The following is an 18,731-nucleotide window of genomic DNA, read 5'->3' on the forward strand; positions in this document are numbered from 1 at the left end:
AACCTGATAGCCTCTGCCCTCAGCCAAAGGCACAATTCAGGCTGATGTGGGTTACGCTCCCGCAGCAAGCTACGAATACTTTGATCGGCTGGAATATGATTCCGGCCGTTTTTTTATTCGCCGCATTCTGGTAAAATTCGCCGCCTTTACATCCTCCTGACTCAAGAATTTTCCGCGTTTTGCGTTTGGCTGTCTCCCTTTCGGGCACAAGACGGCGGTCTCTGCTACAACCAAAACAGCGGTTTCGATTAAAGGTAATAATATGGCGCAACAAGGCACTCTCTATATCATCTCTTCTCCGAGCGGCGCTGGTAAATCCAGTCTGCTCAATGCCTTGCTGACCAACCACAATCAAGCTGGCAAGATGCAGCTGTCGGTTTCCCACACCACTCGCGCCACCCGCCCGGGCGAAGAGCACGGCGTCCACTACCACTTCGTCCAGGTGGAAGAGTTCAAGGCGCTGATCGAACGCGGTGATTTTCTGGAGTGGGCCGAAGTGTTCGGCAACTACTACGGCACCTCCCGCGCCACCATCGAAGCCTGTCTGGCCAAGGGGATCGACGTATTCCTCGACATCGACTGGCAAGGTGCCCGCCAGATCCGCGAGCAGATGCCGACCAAATCCATTTTCATCCTGCCCCCCAGCCGCGAAGAGCTGGAACGCCGCCTGATTGGGCGCGGTCAGGACAGCGCCGAAGTGATTGCCGGCCGGATGGCGAAAGCCATTGCCGAAATGGTGCACTACGACGAGTATGACTATGTCATTATCAATGAAGACTTCGAGCAGGCGCTGTTCCAGCTCAGGTCCATTATTGAGTGCCAACGGCTGGAGATGCGTCACCAGCAACAGGCTCAAAAAAACTTGCTGCAACAGCTACTGGCAGAGTAAGCCAAAAACAAGTAAACTTTTGCGTCATTTTTAAACACTGCTTTTCTAAATACAGAAAGCCCAAACACTGGAGTCCTGCATGGCACGCGTTACTGTAGAAGATGCTGTAAAACAGGTAGGTAACCGTTTTGACCTGGTGCTGGTCGCCGCGCGCCGCGCTCGTCAAATCGCGGTACAAGGCAAAGATCCCCTGGTCGACGAAGAGAACGACAAGCCGACTGTGATCGCCCTGCGTGAGATCGAGCTGGGTCTGGTGAACAATCAAGTGATGGACACCCAGGACCGCTACGAACAGCAAGAGCAGGAAGCCGCCGAGCTGGCTGCCGTTGCTGCCATCGCCGAAGGCCGCGGTTAAGTTATTCCTCCGGTTGGCACCCGCCCGGGTGCCGACTGTTCATCCCCATTTACAACCGCTCGAAAACCTCGCAAACTCAGGGCTATACCCTCAATTCCACGAATTGCCGTTTCACCGCTGCGGGGACTGTCTTGTATTTATTTGAAAACCTTAAAGAAATAGCCAGTTCCTACCTGCCACCAGAGCAGGTTGAGAAGCTCAAGCAAGCCTATGTGGTGGCCCGTGATGCCCACCAGGGCCAGATGCGTTCCAGTGGCGAACCCTATATCACCCACCCTGTTGCCGTTGCCCGAATCCTGGGTGACATGCGCCTCGATCATGAAACCCTGATGGCCGCCGTGTTGCACGACGTCATCGAAGACACCTCTGTCACCAAGGCCGATCTGGCCGAACAATTCGGCAATGCGGTTGCAGAACTGGTGGCCGGGGTCTCCAAGCTCGACAAGCTGAAGTTTCGCGATCGCAAAGAGGCGCAGGCCGAGAACTTCCGCAAGATGGTGATGGCAATGACCCAGGATATCCGGGTCATTCTGATCAAGCTGGCCGACCGCACCCACAACATGCGCACCCTGGGCTCCCTGCGCCCTGACAAACGCCGCCGCATCGCCCGGGAAACCCTCGAAATCTTCGCCCCCATCGCCAACCGCCTCGGTATTCACACCATGAAGAACGAGCTGGAAGAGCTGGGTTTCGAGGCGCTCTATCCCATGCGATCCCGCGTGCTGCGCGAATCGGTGCGCCGCGCCCGTGGCAATCGCCGCGAGATCATCGACTCCATCCAGAGCGAAATCAGCGGTCGCCTGAAAGAGGCGGGGATCGAGCATCAGGTCAGTGGCCGCGAGAAGAATCTTTTCTCCATCTACAACAAGATGGAGAAAAAAGAGCTGCAATTTCATGAGGTAATGGATATCTACGCCTTTCGGGTCAAGGTGAAGGACATAGATACCTGTTACCGGGTGCTGGGGCAGATGCACAGCCTCTACAAACCGCGCCCCGGCCGCTTCAAGGATTACATCGCCATCCCCAAGACCAACGGCTACCAGTCGCTGCACACCTCGCTGGTGGGGCCGCACGGGGTACCGGTCGAGGTGCAAATTCGCACCGAGTTCATGGATCAGATGGCCGACAAAGGGGTTGCCGCCCACTGGGCCTACAAGCAGGATGGCGACAGCTCGGGCACCACAGCCCAGATCCGCGCCCAGCGCTGGATGCAGAGCCTGCTGGAATTGCAGCAGAGCGCTGGCAGCTCCTTTGAATTTATCGAAGGGGTCAAAACCGACCTCTTCCCCGACGAAATCTACGTGTTCACGCCGGAAGGACGCATCATGGAGCTGCCCGCTGGCGCCACGCCGGTGGACTTCGCCTACACGGTGCACACCGACATCGGCCACGCCTGCGTTGGTTCACGGGTCGACCGCCACCCCTACCCGCTCAGCAGCCCGCTGCACTCGGGTCAGACGGTGGAGATCATCACGGCACCGGGGGCTCGCCCCAACGCGGCCTGGCTCAACTTCGTGGTGACCACCAAGGCGCGCTCCAAGATCCGCCAGTTCCTCAAGAACCTGCGCACCGAAGAGTCGGTGGTGCTGGGTCGCCGCCTGCTCAACCATGCGCTGGGCGCCAAGAATATCGAAGACATCCCCGAGCCGCGCATCAAGCAGGTGCTGGCCGATACCAAGCATGAGAACCTGCAGGGGCTGCTGGCCGATGTGGGCCTCGGCAACGCCATGAGTGTCATGGTAGCGCGCCGCATGCTGGGAGATGAACTGCCGCCGGAAGAGCAGCCCAAAACCAGCAGCAAGAAGATGCCGATCAAGGGTGCCGACGGCATGCTGGTCACCTTCGCCAACTGCTGCCGTCCGATCCCGGGGGATGCCATTATCGCCCACATCAGCCCGGGCAAGGGTCTGGTGATCCACCAGGAAGCCTGCCGCAACATCAAGGGCTACAGCAAGGAACCGGACAAGTACCTGCCGGTGCAGTGGGAAGTGGACAAGGAGCAGGAACAGGAGTTCCGCACCGGTATCAGCATCGAGATCGTCAACCATCAGGGTGCGCTGGCCGAGCTGGCCAACGTGATTGCCGCCACCGGCGCCAATATTCACGCCATCAGCACCGAAGAGAAGGATGGCCGGGTCTATCAGGTCAGCCTGCTCATCACCACCAAGAGCCGCATCCACCTGGCCAACATCATGCGCAAGATCCGCGTGATGCCCAACGTGCTCAAGGTGAGCCGACAGAAGAACTGAACACAGGCGGCGCAAGCCGCCTGCTGCTTTTATAGAGACAAGCCATGACCCCCGAACGCTTCAAGCGCATCACCGATATGCTGGCCCAGCGTCAGCTCGATTTGACCGTCTGTATGGAAGAGGTACACAAACCTCACAATCTGGCCGCCATCGTGCGTACCGCCGATGCCATCGGCATCCACCGGGTACACGCGGTCTGGCCCAAAACCTGGATCCACAAGCGCAAGGGCACCGCCCGCGGCAGCCAGAACTGGGTGGATGTAAAACTGCACCCGGATATCGGCACAGCCGTTGCCGAGCTGAAAGCTTCAGGCATGCAGATCCTGGCAACCCACCTCTCCGACAGCTCCGTCGATTTTCGCGCTATCGACTACACCAAACCGACCGCCATTCTGGTGGGTCAGGAGAAACACGGCATCGGTGAAGAGGCGCTGGCGCTGGCCGACCACCATATCGTCATTCCCATGGTGGGCATGGTGCAGTCCCTCAACGTCTCGGTGGCCGCTGCCGCCATCCTCTACGAGGCGCAGCGCCAGCGCGAGCTGGCCGGTTGCTATCAGCGCGGCTGCCCACTCACGCAGGAGGAGCAGAACAGCATCCTGTTCGAGGGGGGTTATCCTATCTATGCCCAGCTCTGCAAAGAGAAAGAGATGCCCTACCCCCAGCTCGGCCCGGCCGGTGAAATTCTGGCGGACGAAGAGTGGTGGCAGCGGATGCAACTGACCCGCAAAGGGTGGGCACAGCAGAGCGAACAGGACGATCCGCAGGAGGAGTGATGGAGAACCCTTTTGGCAGCTGGCTGGAATCGCAAATAATCCGGGATCACCTGACCAACCCGAACATAGAGGCCGGCGACTACAGCTACTACTCCGGCTACTACCACGGCAAACCGTTCGAGGATCACTGCGTCCGTTACCTGCTCGGCGATGGCTCGACCCGCGACACCTGGGAGAGCGGCCTCTGGGGCGAGGTGGATCGGCTGATCATCGGCAAATTCTGCTCCATCGGCTCGGGCGCCACCTTCATGCTGGCGGGCAATCAGGGCCACCGGCTGGATTGGGTCTCCACCTTCCCGTTCAACCCCGACACCTTTGGCGAAGGGGCCCGCAGCGGCTTTCTGCGCAAGGGAGACACACGGATTGGCAACGATGTCTGGATCGGCTCGGAAGCGATGATCATGCCCGGCATCACCATAGGTGACGGCGCCGTCATCGCCACCCGCGCCGTGGTGACCAAGGATGTGGCCCCTTACACCATAGTCGGCGGCAACCCGGCCCAACCGATCCGCCGCCGTTTCAGCGATGAGCAGATCCTCATGCTGCAAGAGATGCAGTGGTGGGACTGGCCCCTGCCTCGCTTGCAAGCCTGCATGGCGCTGCTCTGCTCGGGGGATATCGCCGCCCTTTATCACCATTGGCAACAGGAGTGTGCCCGATGAAACCCCTCTCTCTTTCCCTGTTGGCCCTGACCCTGTTTTCTGCCGGAGCCCTTGCCGTGACCAATACCTATCAGCTCACCAGCGAAGCCGATGTACCCAGCCTCTACCAGCAAACCCTGCCCGACTTCTGGCGCCAGCATGCGGTGGAAGGAGAGTTCCAGGGCAAGGATGGGGTGACCATCCGCTATGCTGCGCTGCGGCAGGAGAAGGTTGATCGCGCCATCCTCATCGTCAATGGCCGGGTCGAGAGTTACCTCAAGTATCAGGAGCTGGCGTGGGATCTCTGGCGTCAGGGCTACAGCCTCTATCTCATCGACCATCGTGGTCAGGGGATGTCCGATCGGATGCTGAATGACCCGCAGAAGGGATATGTCGACCATTTCGACGATTATGTGGTCGATCTCAAGCAGTTTCATGACCAGATCATCATGACGGACCAACCTGCCAAGCTGTTCCTGCTGGCCCACTCCATGGGCGGTGCCATCTCGGCCCGCTATCTGGAGCGCTGGCCCGATGATATCAAAGCAGCCGTACTCTCCTCCCCCATGCTGGGCATCAATCTCGGCGGTCTGCCCAAGTGGCTGGCCAAGGGATTGGCGAGCACCATAGGCACGGTCGGCGGTTGGATTGGTGAGCCTCCCTACGGCCCCGGTCAGGGAGCCTATCAGGATCACGGTTTTGCCGATAACGAACTGACTCACAGCCAGCCCCGCTATCAAGCCTTCCGCCAAATCTACGAACAGCACCCGCAGATCAAGCTGGGTGGCGCGACCGCCCACTGGATTTATCAGGGGATCACCGGTGCAGATGCCGCCATCGCCGATGCGGGCGCCATCAAAACCCCGCTGCTGGTGCTGCAGGCTGGCAACGACAGCGTGGTGGACAATGCCGCTCAGGATCGCTTCTGCACCATTGCCAAGTGCGAAGGGGGCAAGCCACTGCGCATCGAGGGTGCCTGGCACGAGCTGTTTATCGAATCCGATGACAAGCGCCAGCCCGCTCTGACCGCGACGGTCGACTTTTTCGCCCGCTTCTGAGCTGGCTATTTTTTGTAACCCTAAATAAATGGGGTGACAGTGCGGGCTAAGGTAAACTGCCCCTGTTTTCAATCGATGCCGAGGTAATGATGTTCAAGGTAGTTGTATCCGATCTCGATGGCACTCTGCTCAACAAGCAGCACCAGATCTCTCCCCGTACCCGGGATACCCTGCACCGCCTGGTAGAACAAGGTGTGAAATTCGTGGTCGCCACCGGCCGTCATCATGTTGACGTTCGCAGCTTCCGCGATGCGCTGGGGATGGACATCTACCTCATTACCTCCAATGGCGCCGTGGTCCATGACAAACAGGATCAGCTGATTTTCAACCAGCCGCTGCCGACCGAGATCGCCGCCGAACTGATTGCACTGGAGCGCGACCCCTCTATCCACCTCAATGTCTATCAGGGTGATGACTGGGTGGTGGAAGAGGAGCTGCCCTGGCTGCTGCAGTTCCACGACGAGTCAGGGTTCACCTACCGTCTGGTCGATGACCTGAAGCAGGAACCGAAAGAGCAGATCAACAAGGTGTTCTACATCGGCGACCACGAGAAGCTGCTGAAGATCGAGGCGCACCTCAACCAGCGCTATGGCGATCAGCTCAACGTCACCTTCTCCCTGCCGGACTGCCTCGAAGTGATGCACGCCGGGGTGCACAAGGGCAATGCTGTGCGGGCCGTGCTGGAGCAGAACGGGTTCGATATGTCGGAGGCGATCGCCTTCGGCGATGGCATGAACGACTTCGAGATGTTGACCATGGTGGGACGCGGCATCGTGATGGGCAACGCCCATGACCGCCTGAAAATGGCGCTGCCGGAGTATGAGCAGACCCTCACCTCCGATGAAGATGGCGTCGCCGTCTATCTGGAGAAGCTGTTCGAGCTGGAGAGCGTCAGCGCTGCCTGATCCTCTTCATCCCGACATCCGATTCAGCAAAGCCTCACCATGTGAGGCTTTGTTTTTTCAGGGTTTCCAGCCAGGGATTGGGCCGCTGCCAGCTGAAGCTCTGGTTCGCTCCACCGTAGCATTCGGCCAGCCGCAGCGGCGTGCCGGGGGTATGGCGTCGCCCGGCCACATCGAGGCAGCGGGAAACCTTGCTGTTGAACAGCTTGTCTTTCTGCCACTCCCACTGTGCCTGACCGTCACAGGGTGCCAGCATCAACTCGCTGTCGTTTTTGGCTTGCAAACAGAGATCCTGCAGGCGCAACTCACCCAGATCCCACTCGAACAGTTGATCGTCTTTTCCGCTGCAAGGTTGTGCCAACACCTTCTGTTGGGACACCGCAACGCAAAAATCACCGCTGGTCAGCAAGGGGGAGAGAGAGCGCTCCTCCTGCGGTTGTGATGCAATGGAGCCCATCATCACATCGGTGGATGGCGGCTTGATGGTACAGCCACCCAGCAGCAAGGCAGCCAGCAGGGCGGGAGAGCAAGCAAAGGAAATTTTGTTATTCATGGAAAAATGCCTGAAATGGGCCGATGACATCCGGTTGTCAGTGACTCGAGGCTGAAGCATAACCGAAAGGCGGGGCGCGCTGCCCAAATAGAGTGTAAACAGACGTAACAGGGAGAGAGTACTGGCACGGCGGAGGCCGGAAAGCAAAAAACCCCGCCTAAGCGAGGTTTTTCTAAATGTGGTCGGTGATAAAGGATTCGAACCTTTGACCCTCTGGTCCCAAACCAGATGCGCTACCGGACTGCGCTAATCACCGAGGCTATTTCTTTCAAAATAGTTTACTTCAAAAAAACAAAGACGACCTTATGGTCATCCTCGTCATACAGCAAGTATGGTGCGAAGAGAGGGACTCGAACCCTCACACCCGGGGGGCACTAACACCTGAAGCTAGCGCGTCTACCAATTCCGCCACCTTCGCGTACCTGACAAGCTGTAAAATGGGGTGGCTGATGGGGCTCGAACCCACGACAACCGGAATCACAATCCGGGACTCTACCAACTGAGCTACAGCCACCACAGCTGTTTTCGTTCCACAACAACGCCCGTTTAACCGACGCACTTTTGATGGTGCGCCCGACAGGATTCGAACCTGTGACCTCTGCCTCCGGAGGGCAGCGCTCTATCCAGCTGAGCTACGGGCGCCACGCTGTCGAACGGGGCGCATTATTAATGATGGTTGCTGGTTTGTCTACACTTTTCTGTCACCGAAACACTGTTCGTTGTTTTTTCAAGCACATTGCGCACTTTTCTTCCACTATTCCCCTGCTGACAGCCGAAAAGGGGCAGATCGCAGTCGCAAATCACCTTGCTGCCTTGACTTGATTTGATGCCAATCTAGAATGAATGAACGTTCATTCAATCGAAAGTCACACTGATGATTCTGGATAAAAAAGAGAGCATCTTCAACGCGGCCCATGAGGTGCTGGGTGAACGGGGTTTTCATGGTCTGTCGATTGCGGAAGTCGCCAAGAAGGCCAATGTTGCCACCGGCACCATCTATCGTTACTTCGGCGACAAGGATGATCTGATCCGGCAACTGCACCAGCACACTATCTTGCAGTGTGTGCCCATGGTCATGGCCGATGTAGCAATCGATAAAGTTTCATTTCAACAATTTCGCCAATTATGGCTCAATATTCATGCCATTTTTGTTAACGAACCCAACGCTATCCGGTGCAAATTGCAGTACGAGAGCTCTTCGCTAGGGGCAGAATTGGAGACCAATCCTGTCATTCTGGCTGCCTGGGAGCCTCTGGACCGATTTTTTGAACAGGGCGTTGAACAAGGATTGTTTATTGATTTACCGATACGGGCACTCCAGGTGTTGAGTCTGGACAGTGTCATGCATCTGGCCCTGCAGTGCAGGGTGCACAACATCACGCTGACCGAATCGCAGTTGGAAACCGCGATCCGGGCCAGCTGGAATGCCATTTTATCCCCCATTCTTTCCACCTCAGGAGCCTGTTCATGAAAAAGTGGATGGCCATTATGTTGCTGATAGCGATCGCCTTGTTTGGCAGCGTCATCGGCTTCAATTTGTTCAAACAGAAGATGATTGCCCAATACATGGCCAACCGGCCGGAACCCGAATTCCCCGTCACCGCCATGGTGACCAAGGCGCAGGATTGGGTACCGACCATCGAAGCGATCGGCTTCATCGAGCCGAATCAGGGGGTGACCCTCTCCACCGAACTGGCAGGTACCATTGACGCCATCACCTTCGAATCAGGCAAACCGGTCAAGGCTGACCAGCTGCTGCTGAGCCTGGACTCCACCGTGGAGCGGGCCAATCTGCGCGCCTCCCAGGCCAAGCTGCCAGCGGCAAAAGCCAAGTTCGATCGTTTCCAGAACCTCTACAAGACCAGCTCCATCTCCAAAGAGCAGCTGGATGAAGCCGAAGCGGCCTATCGCTCGCTGGAAGCAGATATCGAGAGTCTGAAGGCGACCATTGCCCGTCGTGAAGTCCGTGCGCCCTTTAGCGGCGTGGTCGGCCTGCGCAATGTGTTCCTCGGTCAGTATCTGCAGCCGGGCACAGATATCGTGCGCCTGGAAGATACCAGCGTGATGCGCCTGCGCTTCACCGTGCCCCAGACCGATATCTCCAAAATCAAGCTGGGCCAGACCATCAAGATCAATGTGGATGCCTATCCGCAAACCCAGTTTGACGGTCATATCACCGCCATCGAACCTGCGGTCAACTTCCAGAGCGGCCTGATCCAGGTACAGGCAGACATTCCGAACAACGACGGTCAGCTGCGTTCCGGTATGTTCGCCCGCGCCAGCATCATTCTGCCGACGGTGAAAGATCAGATCGTGATCCCGCAGAGCGCTATCTCCTTCACCCTTTACGGTCAGAACGTCTACGTGCTCAAAGAGGGCGAAGAGACCGACAAAGAGGGTAACAAGGTGAAAGTGCTGCGAGCCAAGCAGGTTGTGGTCAAGGCCGGTGAGCGCCGTGGCAACGATGTGCATGTGCTCTCCGGCATCCAGGCCGGTGACCAGATCGTACTGTCGGGTCAGGTTCGCCTGAGCAACGACACCAAGGTGCATGTGGTCGAGAACGACGCCCTGGCCGTTCCGGCACAAACCCCGATGCTGTAAGCGCGGAGATCTGCGATGCGATTTACTGACATATTTATAAAACGGCCTGTGCTGGCGATCTCGCTCAGCTTCCTGATCGCCTTGCTGGGCTTTCAGGCCATCTTCAAGATGCAGGTACGGGAATACCCCGAGGTGACCAACACGGTGATCACCGTCAGCACTGGCTACTATGGCGCCAGTTCTTCATCTGATCCAGGGGTTCATCACCCAGCCGCTGGAACAGGCGGTCGCGCAAGCCGACAACATCGACTTCATGACCTCCTCCAGCCAGCTGGGCAGCTCCACCATCACTGCGTACATGAAGCTCAACACCGACCCCAACGCCGCGCTGTCCGACATCCTGGCGAAGGTGAACTCGGTGCGATCCCAGTTGCCGAAAGAGGCGGAAGACCCGTCGGTCACCTCCTCCACCGGTTCAACCACGGCGGTGCTCTACCTCGGCTTTACCAGCCCGGAGCTCAATTCCAGCCAGATCACCGACTATCTGGAGCGGGTTATCAAGCCGCAGCTCTTTACTGTCGGCGGGGTCTCCAAGGTTGACCTCTACGGCGGTGTCGAGTTTGCCCTGCGGGTATGGCTGGATCCGGCCAAGATGGCGGCCTTCAACCTGACTGCCAGTGACGTGATGACGGTGCTCAACAGCAACAACTATCAGTCCGCGACAGGTCAGGCGACCGGTTACTTTACCCTGTTCAACGGCAACGCCGAGACCCAGGTCAAGGACGTCGACGAGCTGAAGCGTCTGGTCGTTGCTACCCGTGACGGCAAGGTGATCCGCCTTTCCGACATTGCCAAGGTGACCCTCGAGAAGAGCCACGACATCTATCGCGCCAGCGCCAACGGACGCGAAGCCGTGGTCATGGCGGTCAACGCCGCGCCGACAGCCAACCCCATCAACATCGCCCACGATGTGCTGGCGTTGCTGCCGAGCCTTGAGCGCAATATGCCGAGCACCATGCGTCTCAACGTGATGTATGACTCAACAGTGGCGATCAACGAGTCCATCCACGAGGTTATCAAGACCATCCTGGAGGCAGCCGCAATCGTTTTGGTGGTCATCACCCTGTTCCTCGGTTCGTTCCGCGCGGTCATCATCCCGATCATCACCATTCCGCTCAGTCTTATCGGCGTAGTGATGATGATGGATATGTTCGGCTTCTCGATAAACCTGATGACCCTGCTGGCGATGGTGCTGGCGATCGGTCTGGTGGTGGATGACGCCATCGTGGTGCTGGAGAACGTCGACCGTCATATCAAGGAGGGGGAAGAACCGTTCCGGGCAGCCATTATCGGTACCCGCGAGATCGCGGTACCGGTTATCGCCATGACGGTCACCCTGGCGGCGGTATACGCCCCTATCGCCCTGATGGGGGGTATCACAGGCTCCCTGTTCAAGGAGTTTGCCCTGACGCTGGCTGGCGCCGTGTTCGTCTCGGGCATCATCGCCCTGACTCTGTCACCGATGATGTGTTCCAAGATGCTCAAGGCCAACGAGCAGCCGGGCAAGTTCGAGAGCACAGTCCACCACCTGCTGGAACGGATGACCGATCGCTACGACAGCATGCTGCACGCCGTGATGAAAAAGCGCCCCGTCATCGTGGTGTTCGCCGTCATCGTCTTCGCCAGCCTGCCGCTGCTGTTCAAGTTCATCCCGAGCGAACTGGCACCGTCAGAGGACAAGGGGGTAATGGCCGTGCTGGGTACCGCACCGTCCAACGCCAACCTGGACTACATCGAAAACACCATGGCGGATGTGAACAAGATCTTGGACGACCAGCCCGAAATCGCCTTCTCCCAGGTCTTCTCCGGGGTGTTCAATGCCAACCAGGCGTTCGGTATCGCCTCCATGGTGCCCTGGAGCCAGCGTGAAGCGAGCCAGAAAGAGGTGCTGGACCGGGTCGCCAATCTGGTGAAAGACATCCCGGGTATGGCCATCACCACCTTCCAGTTCCCGGAACTGCCGGGTGCATCGAGTGGTCTGCCGATCCAGTTCGTCATCACCACCCCGAACAGCTTCGAAAGCCTGTTCCTGGTGGCCGGGGAAATTCTGGCAGCGGCGCAGAGTAACGGTCAGTTCGTCTATTCGGATCTCGATCTGAACTACGACTCCGCCACCATGAAGATCCGCATCGACAAGGACAAGGCAGGTGCCTACGGCATCACCATGCAGGATATCGGAATCACCATGGGCACCATGATGGCGGACGGTTACGTCAACCGTATCGACCTGGATGGCCGCTCCTACGAGGTGATCCCGCAGGTCGAGCGCAAGTACCGTCTCAATCCGGAGTCCATCAAGGGCTACTACGTGCGGGCCGCCGACGGCAAGTCGATCCCGCTCGGCAGCCTGATCAGCATTGAAGTGGTTGGCGAGCCCCGCGCCCTGCCCCACTTCAACCAGCTGAACTCCGCCACCATAGGCGCCGTTCCGGCTCCGGGCGTGGCCATGGGTGATGCGATCAACTGGTTCCAGACCACCGCTGACGAGAAGCTGCCGCAAGGCTATCGTTACGACTTCATGGGTGAAGCCCGTCAGTTCGTCACCGAAGGCAATGCGCTCTATGCCACCTTCGCGCTGGCACTGGCCATCATCTTCCTGGTGCTGGCAATCCAGTTCGAGTCGGTGCGTGACCCGCTGGTCATCATGGTCTCTGTACCGCTCGCCATCAGCGGGGCCTTGATTGCCCTGGCATGGGGTATGGCGACCATGAACATCTACTCCCAGGTGGGCCTCATTACCCTGGTGGGTCTGATTACCAAGCACGGTATCCTGATCTGTGAAGTAGCTAAGGAAGAGCAGCTGCTGCGCGGCATGAACCGGATGGAAGCAGTAATGCAGGCCGCCAAGGTGCGTCTGCGTCCGATCCTGATGACCACGGCGGCCATGATTGCCGGTCTGATCCCGCTGCTCTACGCCGCAGGTGCCGGTGCGGCACAGCGTTTCAGTATCGGTATCGTCATCGTGGCTGGTCTTGCCATCGGTACCCTGTTTACCCTGTTCGTACTGCCGGTGATCTACACCTATCTGGCTTCCGAGCACAAACCCTTGCCGGTATTCGATGAAACCATTCCGCCCAAAGCAAACGGTGGACATTAATCATCAATCACATGCAAAGGCCCCGATACGGGGCCTTTTTTATGCTGCGCAGGAAAGACGACATAAGTGCATGAAGCAGTTAAACTAAAAAACACCACATCCAGACCGCAAGGACGCCATGTCAGGACTCTTCACCAAGACCGCCAGGGCCGTAGGCCGCAACGGACTCTCATATCGCCTGCTCTCCTACATTCTGGTCTGCAGTACCGTATTGGCGATGATCATTACGGCGCTGCAACTCGCCTGGGATTACCGCAAGGATGTCGCCGTTATCGAAGACAGCATCGGCCAGATCGAGGCCTCGTTCCTGCAACCCATCGCCGCCAGCTTGTGGAACCTGGATGAAGAGCAGGTCAAAGTGCAAATTGAAGGGATCATGAACCTGCCCAACATGCAGTTCGTGATGGTCAAGGAGATGCTCGGCAACTCCGAAGTCCCGCTGCTGACCCAGGGGGTCGAGCGGGAAAGCTATGATATCTCCCGCGAATTCAACCTCACCTATCAGGGTGAAATCGTTGGCAAGCTGTTCGTTGCCGCCTCTCTCGAGCAGATCTACCAGCGCCTCATCGAAAAATCGGTGCTGATCATGGTCAGCCAGACCATCAAGACCCTGGTGGTCTCATTTTGCATCCTGATCATCATTTACTATCTGGTGGTCAGGCACATCAACCGCATCGCCAACTACGCCCAGAAGTTCAACCTCGATCGGCTCGACATGGCGCTGGAGCTGGAAGGCCGCCCGCAGCCACGCAAGAAACCCGATGAGCTGGATACCCTGGTCTCCACCCTCAACCAGATGCGTACCCGACTGCGTGACGAGCTGGTTGCCCGCCATCAGGCGGTGGAACAGCTGCAACAGGAGCGGGATTTCTCCGCCACCCTGATCAACTCCGCCAACATGGTCATCTGCTGCATGGAACCAGACTTGACCATCGCCAGCATCAACCCGGCAGCCATACTGCTGACCGGCTACCACCAGCAGGAGCTGTTGCAACACAACTGGCTGGATCTTTTTGTCAGCCCGGCGCAACGGGAAGAGCTGAACGATATTCTGGCGGCGGAGGGTTCACTGTCAGACAAAGAGGTCATCATGCATGACCAGCAGGCCCATGAGCTGGTACTGCAGTGGACCTTCGTACCCTTCTACGATGGTCCCAACCTCAAGTACCAGATCGGCTTCGGCTACGACATCACCCAACTGAAAAAGGTCGAGCGGGAGATTATCCAGCTCAACGAACAGCTGGAAGGCAAGGTGGTGGAGCGTACCCGCAGCCTGAGCGAAGCCAACAACCAGCTCGGCAAGGCGTACGACGACCTGAAACAGGCCCAGCAGACCCTTGTGGAGTCCGAGAAGATGGCCTCCCTCGGCTCGCTGGTAGCCGGGGTGGCACACGAGATCAACACTCCGATCGGCATCAGCGTGACCGCCTCCTCCTACCTGCAAGAGCGGGTCGCCGACTTCAAGTCCCATATCGACTCCAAGCAGCTGTCGCGCTCCTATCTCAACGAGTTCACCGTCAACCTCGACGAATCGATGCAGCTGCTGCAGAGCAACCTGCGGCGCGCCTCCGAGCTGATTGCCAGCTTCAAACAGGTAGCGGTCGATCAGTCATCGGAAGCGCGCTACAACTTCAGTCTCGCCGACAACCTCCATCAGGTAGTGGTCTCGCTTGGCCACAAACTGAAGAAGAGCCAGTGCGAAGTGGATATCCAGTGCGATCCCAAGCTGTCGATCTTCTCCTTCCCGGGCAGTTTTACCCAAATCTACTCGAACCTGATCCTCAACTCCATCAACCACGGGTTCGACAACTGGGACAAACCGAAGAAGATCACCATCAAGGTGGAACAGCAGGGAGAAGAGCTGTTTATCGACTACTCGGACAACGGCCGCGGCATCCCGCCCGAAATCTTGCCGCGCATCTTCGATCCCTTCGTCACCTCCAAGCGGGGTCAGGGCGGCAGCGGTCTGGGCACACACATCATCTACAACCTGGTGGTGCAACTGCTGAAAGGCCGTATCAGCTGTGCCAGCGAACCGGGCCAGGGCGCCCAGTTCCATATTCGCCTGCCGATCCAACATAACTGAGCGCTGGCTCTTGTGAGCCAGCCGCTTTATCCCCATCATGCTGTGATTGCATTCTTAATGAGCGGAGAACCTCGCAATGGCACAGCATTTTGACTATATCGCCATCGGCGGTGGCAGCGGCGGTATCGCCTCAGCCAACCGGGCTGCCATGTACGGTAAGAAAGTTGCCCTGATTGAAGCCAAAGAGTTGGGTGGAACCTGCGTCAACGTAGGCTGCGTACCGAAGAAGGCCATGTGGTATGCCGGCCAGATCGCCGATGCCCTGAAATATGGCGCCGACTACGGCTTTGACACCACCCTCAACCACTTCAACTGGGCCAAGCTGGTCGAGTCCCGCCAGGCCTACATAAGCCGCATCCACCAGTCCTACCAGAACGTGCTGGGCAAGAACCAGATCACCGTCATCAAGGGCTTCGCCCGCTTCGTCAGCAGCAACACCATCGAGGTCAATGGCGAGCGCTACACGGCCGATCACATTCTGATCGCTACCGGTGGCCGCCCGGAAATTCCGGCGATCCCGGGAGCCGAGCTGGGTATCGACTCCGACGGTTTCTTTGACCTGCAAAGCCAACCCAAGCGGGTTGCCGTAGTGGGTGCGGGCTACATCGCAGTCGAGATCGCCGGCGTGATGCAGGCACTCGGCTCAGAGACCCATCTGGTGGTGCGCAAGCACGCGCCGCTGCGCAACTTCGACCCCATGATCAACGAGACACTGGTGGAAATCATGGCGCAGGAAGGGCCCAAGCTGCACACCCACGCCATTCCCAAAGCCGTGCTCAAAAACGCTGACAACAGCCTGACCCTGCAACTGGAAGATGGTCGCCACCTCACCGTTGACTGCCTGATCTGGGCCATCGGCCGAGTACCGGCTACTGAAAACCTGAATCTTGCCGCCGCAGGCATAGCGCTGGACGAGAAGGGCTTTATCCCGACCGACAAGTTCCAGAACACCGCCGTCGCCAACATCTATGCAGTGGGTGACAACACGGGTCGCATCCAGCTCACACCTGTAGCCGTCGCGGCAGGCCGCCGCCTCTCCGAGCGGCTGTTCAACAACAAGCCGAACGAACACCTCAACTACGATCTGGTGCCGACCGTGGTGTTCAGCCACCCGCCCATCGGCACCATAGGCCTGACCGAACCTGAAGCCATCGCCGAATACGGCGAGGACCAGGTGAAGGTCTACCGCAGCCAGTTCACCGCCATGTACTCTGCACTGACCCAGCATCGCCAGCCCACCCGGATGAAGCTGGTCTGTGTCGGCCCGGAAGAGAAGGTGGTCGGTTTGCACGGTATCGGCTTTGCGATGGATGAGATCCTGCAAGGCTTCGGCGTCGCCATGAAGATGGGAGCCACCAAGGCTGATTTCGACAACTGCGTTGCTATCCATCCGACCAGCGCGGAAGAGTTCGTCACTATGCGCTAAGGGCAGATGAAGTTGGCCTGTCACGAGCAGCCGGCGTCTACAGCCATGTAACCCCTTCACCCAAACCCGGCTCAGGCCGGGTTTTTTGATCACTCCTCGCCATTTCTCTCGCAAATCCGTCGTTCTTTACGCCGATTTTACGCCTGCCACATGGCGCTTTATGGCGCCTTTACGCCTGTTTTACATACCCTTTCCAGCGTCAATGACACCAACAGAGTCGATATGGTCTTACATCGGCTCTCGCAGCTAATTATCTCAATGGAGTCGATATGAATTGGCTATATCTGCTGCTCGTCCTCGCCTTGATGGCCTATCTGATGCGCGCACTCACGCGCAGTCACGAGTGAGGAACTAGAACATGTGGCAAGAAATAATCTATCCGGTGGCCTTCGTGCTGCTGGTTCTGCTACCGGCACCGCTGCTGGGCAACTACATCTATCGGGTATTTGAAGGCAAAATCCGCTGGCTGGCACCGGTCGAGCGCGCCACACTGGCTTGCTGTGGCACCGATGGACGGGAGCAGGACTGGAAGTCCTACGCCCTCAGCTTGCTGGCCTTCAACGGCGCCGGTTTCGGTCTGCTGTTCCTGATCCTGATGGCGCAGGGGTTGCTGCCCCTCAACCCGCAGCAACTGCCGGGTCTGAGTTGGCAACTGGCATTCAACACCGCGGTCAGCTTTATGACCAACACCAACTGGCAAGCCTATTCCGGTGAGGCCAGCCTCTCCTACTTCAGCCAGATGGTGGGGCTGACCACCCAGAACTTCGTCTCCGCAGGGACGGGCGCAGCCGTCGCCATTGCCCTGTTCCGCGGTATAGCCCGTCAGCAGACCATCAACCTTGGCAACTTCTGGCAGGATCTGGTGCGTTTCTGCCTCTATGTGCTGCTACCCATCGCGCTGATCATGGCGCTGGTGCTGGTATGGCAAGGTGTTCCGCAAAGCCTCTCCGCCTATCTGTCGTTCCACGGTGTGGAAGGTCAGGAGCAGCTGCTGCCTCTCGGCCCGGCGGCCTCGCAGATCGCCATCAAGCAACTGGGCTCCAACGGCGGCGGCTTCTTCGGCATCAACTCGGCACATCCGTTCGAGAACCCGACCGCCCTCTCCAACTGGCTGGAGATGGTCGCCCTGCTCACCATCGCCGCAGCCATGGTCTTTACTCTGGGCCGCTATGTGAAGAACATGGCCCACAGTCGCGCCATTCTCGGCGCAATGACCCTCATGCTGGTGCTGGGGCTCTTCGTCTCCCTCTCCCAGGAGCTGAAACCGGATCACGCCCTCGCCCAGCTCACCACTGACGCCAGCAATATGACTGGCAACTGGGAAGGCAAGGAGAGCCGCTTCGGCCCTGTGCTCTCCAGCATCTGGGAAGTAGCGACCACTGCCGCCTCCAACGGTGCCGTCAACGCCATGCACGACAGCTTTACTCCGCTCGGCGGCATGGTGGGCATGATCAACATGCTGCTGGGTGAGGTCATCTTCGGCGGGGTCGGCTCCGGTATCTACGGCATGATGCTATTCGTACTGCTGACCGTGTTCCTGTGCGGTCTGATGGTGGGTCGCACCCCGACCTATCTGGGCAAACGGCTCGGTATCACCGAGATGAAGTGGGTGGTTGCCAGCATGCTGGTCATGCCGGTGGGGGTTTTGGTGATCGGCGGCGTCACCCTGCTGATGCCGGATGCCAGCACCATCATCGGCCATGATGGCCCGCACGGTCTGTCACGCCTCATCTATGCCTACGCCTCGGCTGCCGGCAACAACGGCTCCGCCTTCGCCGGTTTTGCCGCCGGTGACAACTGGCAGTGCATCGCCATCGGTCTGGCCATGCTGCTCGGTCGCTTCGGCTACATCATTCCGGTACTGGCCATCGCCGGTCAGCTGGCCCGTGCGCCCCGTCAGGAGACGAGCGAAGGGGACTTCCCCATCAGCGGCCCGCTGTTCGTTACCCTGCTGATCATCACCGTCCTGCTGATAGGTGGCCTCTCCTTCCTGCCGGTGCTGGCACTGGGCCCTGTGGCCGAACATCTGAGTCTGATCGGAGGGGCACTCTGATGAACCTGACCCTGTCGATCACCATCCGGATGCCAATCGCCAACT

13 protein-coding genes, 4 tRNA genes and 1 pseudogene are annotated in these 18,731 nt (G+C 58.4%); 13 read left to right on the forward strand and 5 right to left on the reverse strand.

Translation table 11 applies throughout. The features are described from left to right. Positions 1-262: 262 nt before the first annotated feature. The 7 genes from gmk (at position 263) to ACTG2S_RS01275 (ending at position 6,873) form a co-directional block, all read left to right on the forward strand. On the forward strand, positions 263-889 hold the full coding sequence (gmk, locus tag ACTG2S_RS01245) for a guanylate kinase (RefSeq protein WP_139405247.1): 627 nt from the start codon (positions 263-265) through the stop codon (positions 887-889). Positions 890-968: 79 nt separating this feature from the next. Beyond that, positions 969-1,244 (forward strand): DNA-directed RNA polymerase subunit omega, encoded by a 276-nt coding sequence (gene rpoZ, locus ACTG2S_RS01250; protein ID WP_005307060.1) that lies wholly within the window; start codon positions 969-971, stop codon positions 1,242-1,244. A 131-nt stretch (positions 1,245-1,375) separates the two neighbouring features. After that, positions 1,376-3,493 carry a bifunctional GTP diphosphokinase/guanosine-3',5'-bis pyrophosphate 3'-pyrophosphohydrolase gene (gene spoT / locus ACTG2S_RS01255; protein WP_005339255.1) on the forward strand — a complete coding sequence of 706 codons (2,118 nt, stop codon included), beginning with the start codon at positions 1,376-1,378 and terminating at the stop codon, positions 3,491-3,493. 44 nt (positions 3,494-3,537) lie between these two features. Further along, a complete protein-coding gene (gene trmH, locus ACTG2S_RS01260; RefSeq protein ID WP_005339257.1) occupies positions 3,538-4,269 on the forward strand; it encodes a tRNA (guanosine(18)-2'-O)-methyltransferase TrmH in 732 nt (243 codons plus the stop codon). Continuing rightward, positions 4,269-4,931, forward strand: coding sequence for a CatB-related O-acetyltransferase (locus ACTG2S_RS01265; RefSeq protein ID WP_201954397.1), 663 nt, complete (start codon positions 4,269-4,271; stop codon positions 4,929-4,931). The genes trmH and ACTG2S_RS01265 overlap by 1 nt, the downstream gene beginning before the upstream one ends. Beyond that, positions 4,928-5,968, forward strand: coding sequence for an alpha/beta fold hydrolase (locus ACTG2S_RS01270; RefSeq protein WP_439981888.1), 1,041 nt, complete (start codon positions 4,928-4,930; stop codon positions 5,966-5,968). Before ACTG2S_RS01265 ends, ACTG2S_RS01270 begins: the two co-directional genes overlap by 4 nt. Before the next feature lie 89 nt (positions 5,969-6,057). Next, a complete protein-coding gene (locus tag ACTG2S_RS01275; RefSeq protein ID WP_005339262.1) occupies positions 6,058-6,873 on the forward strand; it encodes a Cof-type HAD-IIB family hydrolase in 816 nt (271 codons plus the stop codon). 34 nt (positions 6,874-6,907) lie between these two features. Here the strand turns inward: ACTG2S_RS01275 and ACTG2S_RS01280 are convergent, their stop codons facing one another. The 5 genes from ACTG2S_RS01280 to ACTG2S_RS01300 all read right to left on the reverse strand — a co-directional run bounded on the left by ACTG2S_RS01280 (position 6,908) and on the right by ACTG2S_RS01300 (position 8,065). Further along, complete coding sequence (locus tag ACTG2S_RS01280) at positions 6,908-7,423, reverse strand: ricin-type beta-trefoil lectin domain protein (RefSeq protein WP_113740712.1); 516 nt, start codon at positions 7,421-7,423, stop codon at positions 6,908-6,910. Positions 7,424-7,602: 179 nt separating this feature from the next. Then, positions 7,603-7,679, reverse strand: a tRNA-Pro gene (locus tag ACTG2S_RS01285). 76 nt (positions 7,680-7,755) lie between these two features. Then, a tRNA-Leu gene (locus tag ACTG2S_RS01290) sits at positions 7,756-7,841 on the reverse strand. A gap of 20 nt (positions 7,842-7,861) precedes the next feature. After that, positions 7,862-7,937 (reverse strand) — tRNA-His (locus tag ACTG2S_RS01295). Positions 7,938-7,988: 51 nt separating this feature from the next. Continuing rightward, positions 7,989-8,065 (reverse strand) — tRNA-Arg (locus ACTG2S_RS01300). Positions 8,066-8,297: 232 nt separating this feature from the next. On the opposite strand from ACTG2S_RS01300, the gene ACTG2S_RS01305 reads away from it, so the two are divergent. The 6 genes and pseudogenes from ACTG2S_RS01305 (at position 8,298) to kdpA (ending at position 18,686) form a co-directional block, all read left to right on the forward strand. Continuing rightward, entirely contained in the window at positions 8,298-8,894 is a 597-nt protein-coding gene (locus ACTG2S_RS01305) for a TetR/AcrR family transcriptional regulator (protein ID WP_439981889.1), read from the forward strand. After that, the gene (locus ACTG2S_RS01310) at positions 8,891-10,024 is read left to right on the forward strand and encodes an efflux RND transporter periplasmic adaptor subunit (RefSeq protein WP_005339268.1); all 1,134 of its coding nucleotides are present in this window, start codon (positions 8,891-8,893) and stop codon (positions 10,022-10,024) included. Before ACTG2S_RS01305 ends, ACTG2S_RS01310 begins: the two co-directional genes overlap by 4 nt. A 15-nt stretch (positions 10,025-10,039) precedes the next feature. Further along, positions 10,040-13,121 (forward strand): annotated as a pseudogene (locus ACTG2S_RS01315) (multidrug efflux RND transporter permease subunit). Between the two features lie 118 nt (positions 13,122-13,239). Continuing rightward, entirely contained in the window at positions 13,240-15,207 is a 1,968-nt protein-coding gene (locus tag ACTG2S_RS01320) for an ATP-binding protein (RefSeq protein ID WP_279491501.1), read from the forward strand. A gap of 76 nt (positions 15,208-15,283) precedes the next feature. Next, on the forward strand, positions 15,284-16,633 hold the full coding sequence (gene gorA, locus ACTG2S_RS01325; protein ID WP_111900884.1) for a glutathione-disulfide reductase: 1,350 nt from the start codon (positions 15,284-15,286) through the stop codon (positions 16,631-16,633). 358 nt (positions 16,634-16,991) lie between these two features. Continuing rightward, positions 16,992-18,686, forward strand: a complete 1,695-nt coding sequence (gene kdpA / locus ACTG2S_RS01330) for a potassium-transporting ATPase subunit KdpA (RefSeq protein ID WP_257700674.1) — start codon at positions 16,992-16,994, stop codon at positions 18,684-18,686. Positions 18,687-18,731: the final 45 nt, after the last annotated feature.

It is taken from the genome of Aeromonas sp. 82P, assembly GCF_051919365.1.
Classification (GTDB): Bacteria; Pseudomonadota; Gammaproteobacteria; order Enterobacterales; family Aeromonadaceae; genus Aeromonas; species Aeromonas veronii.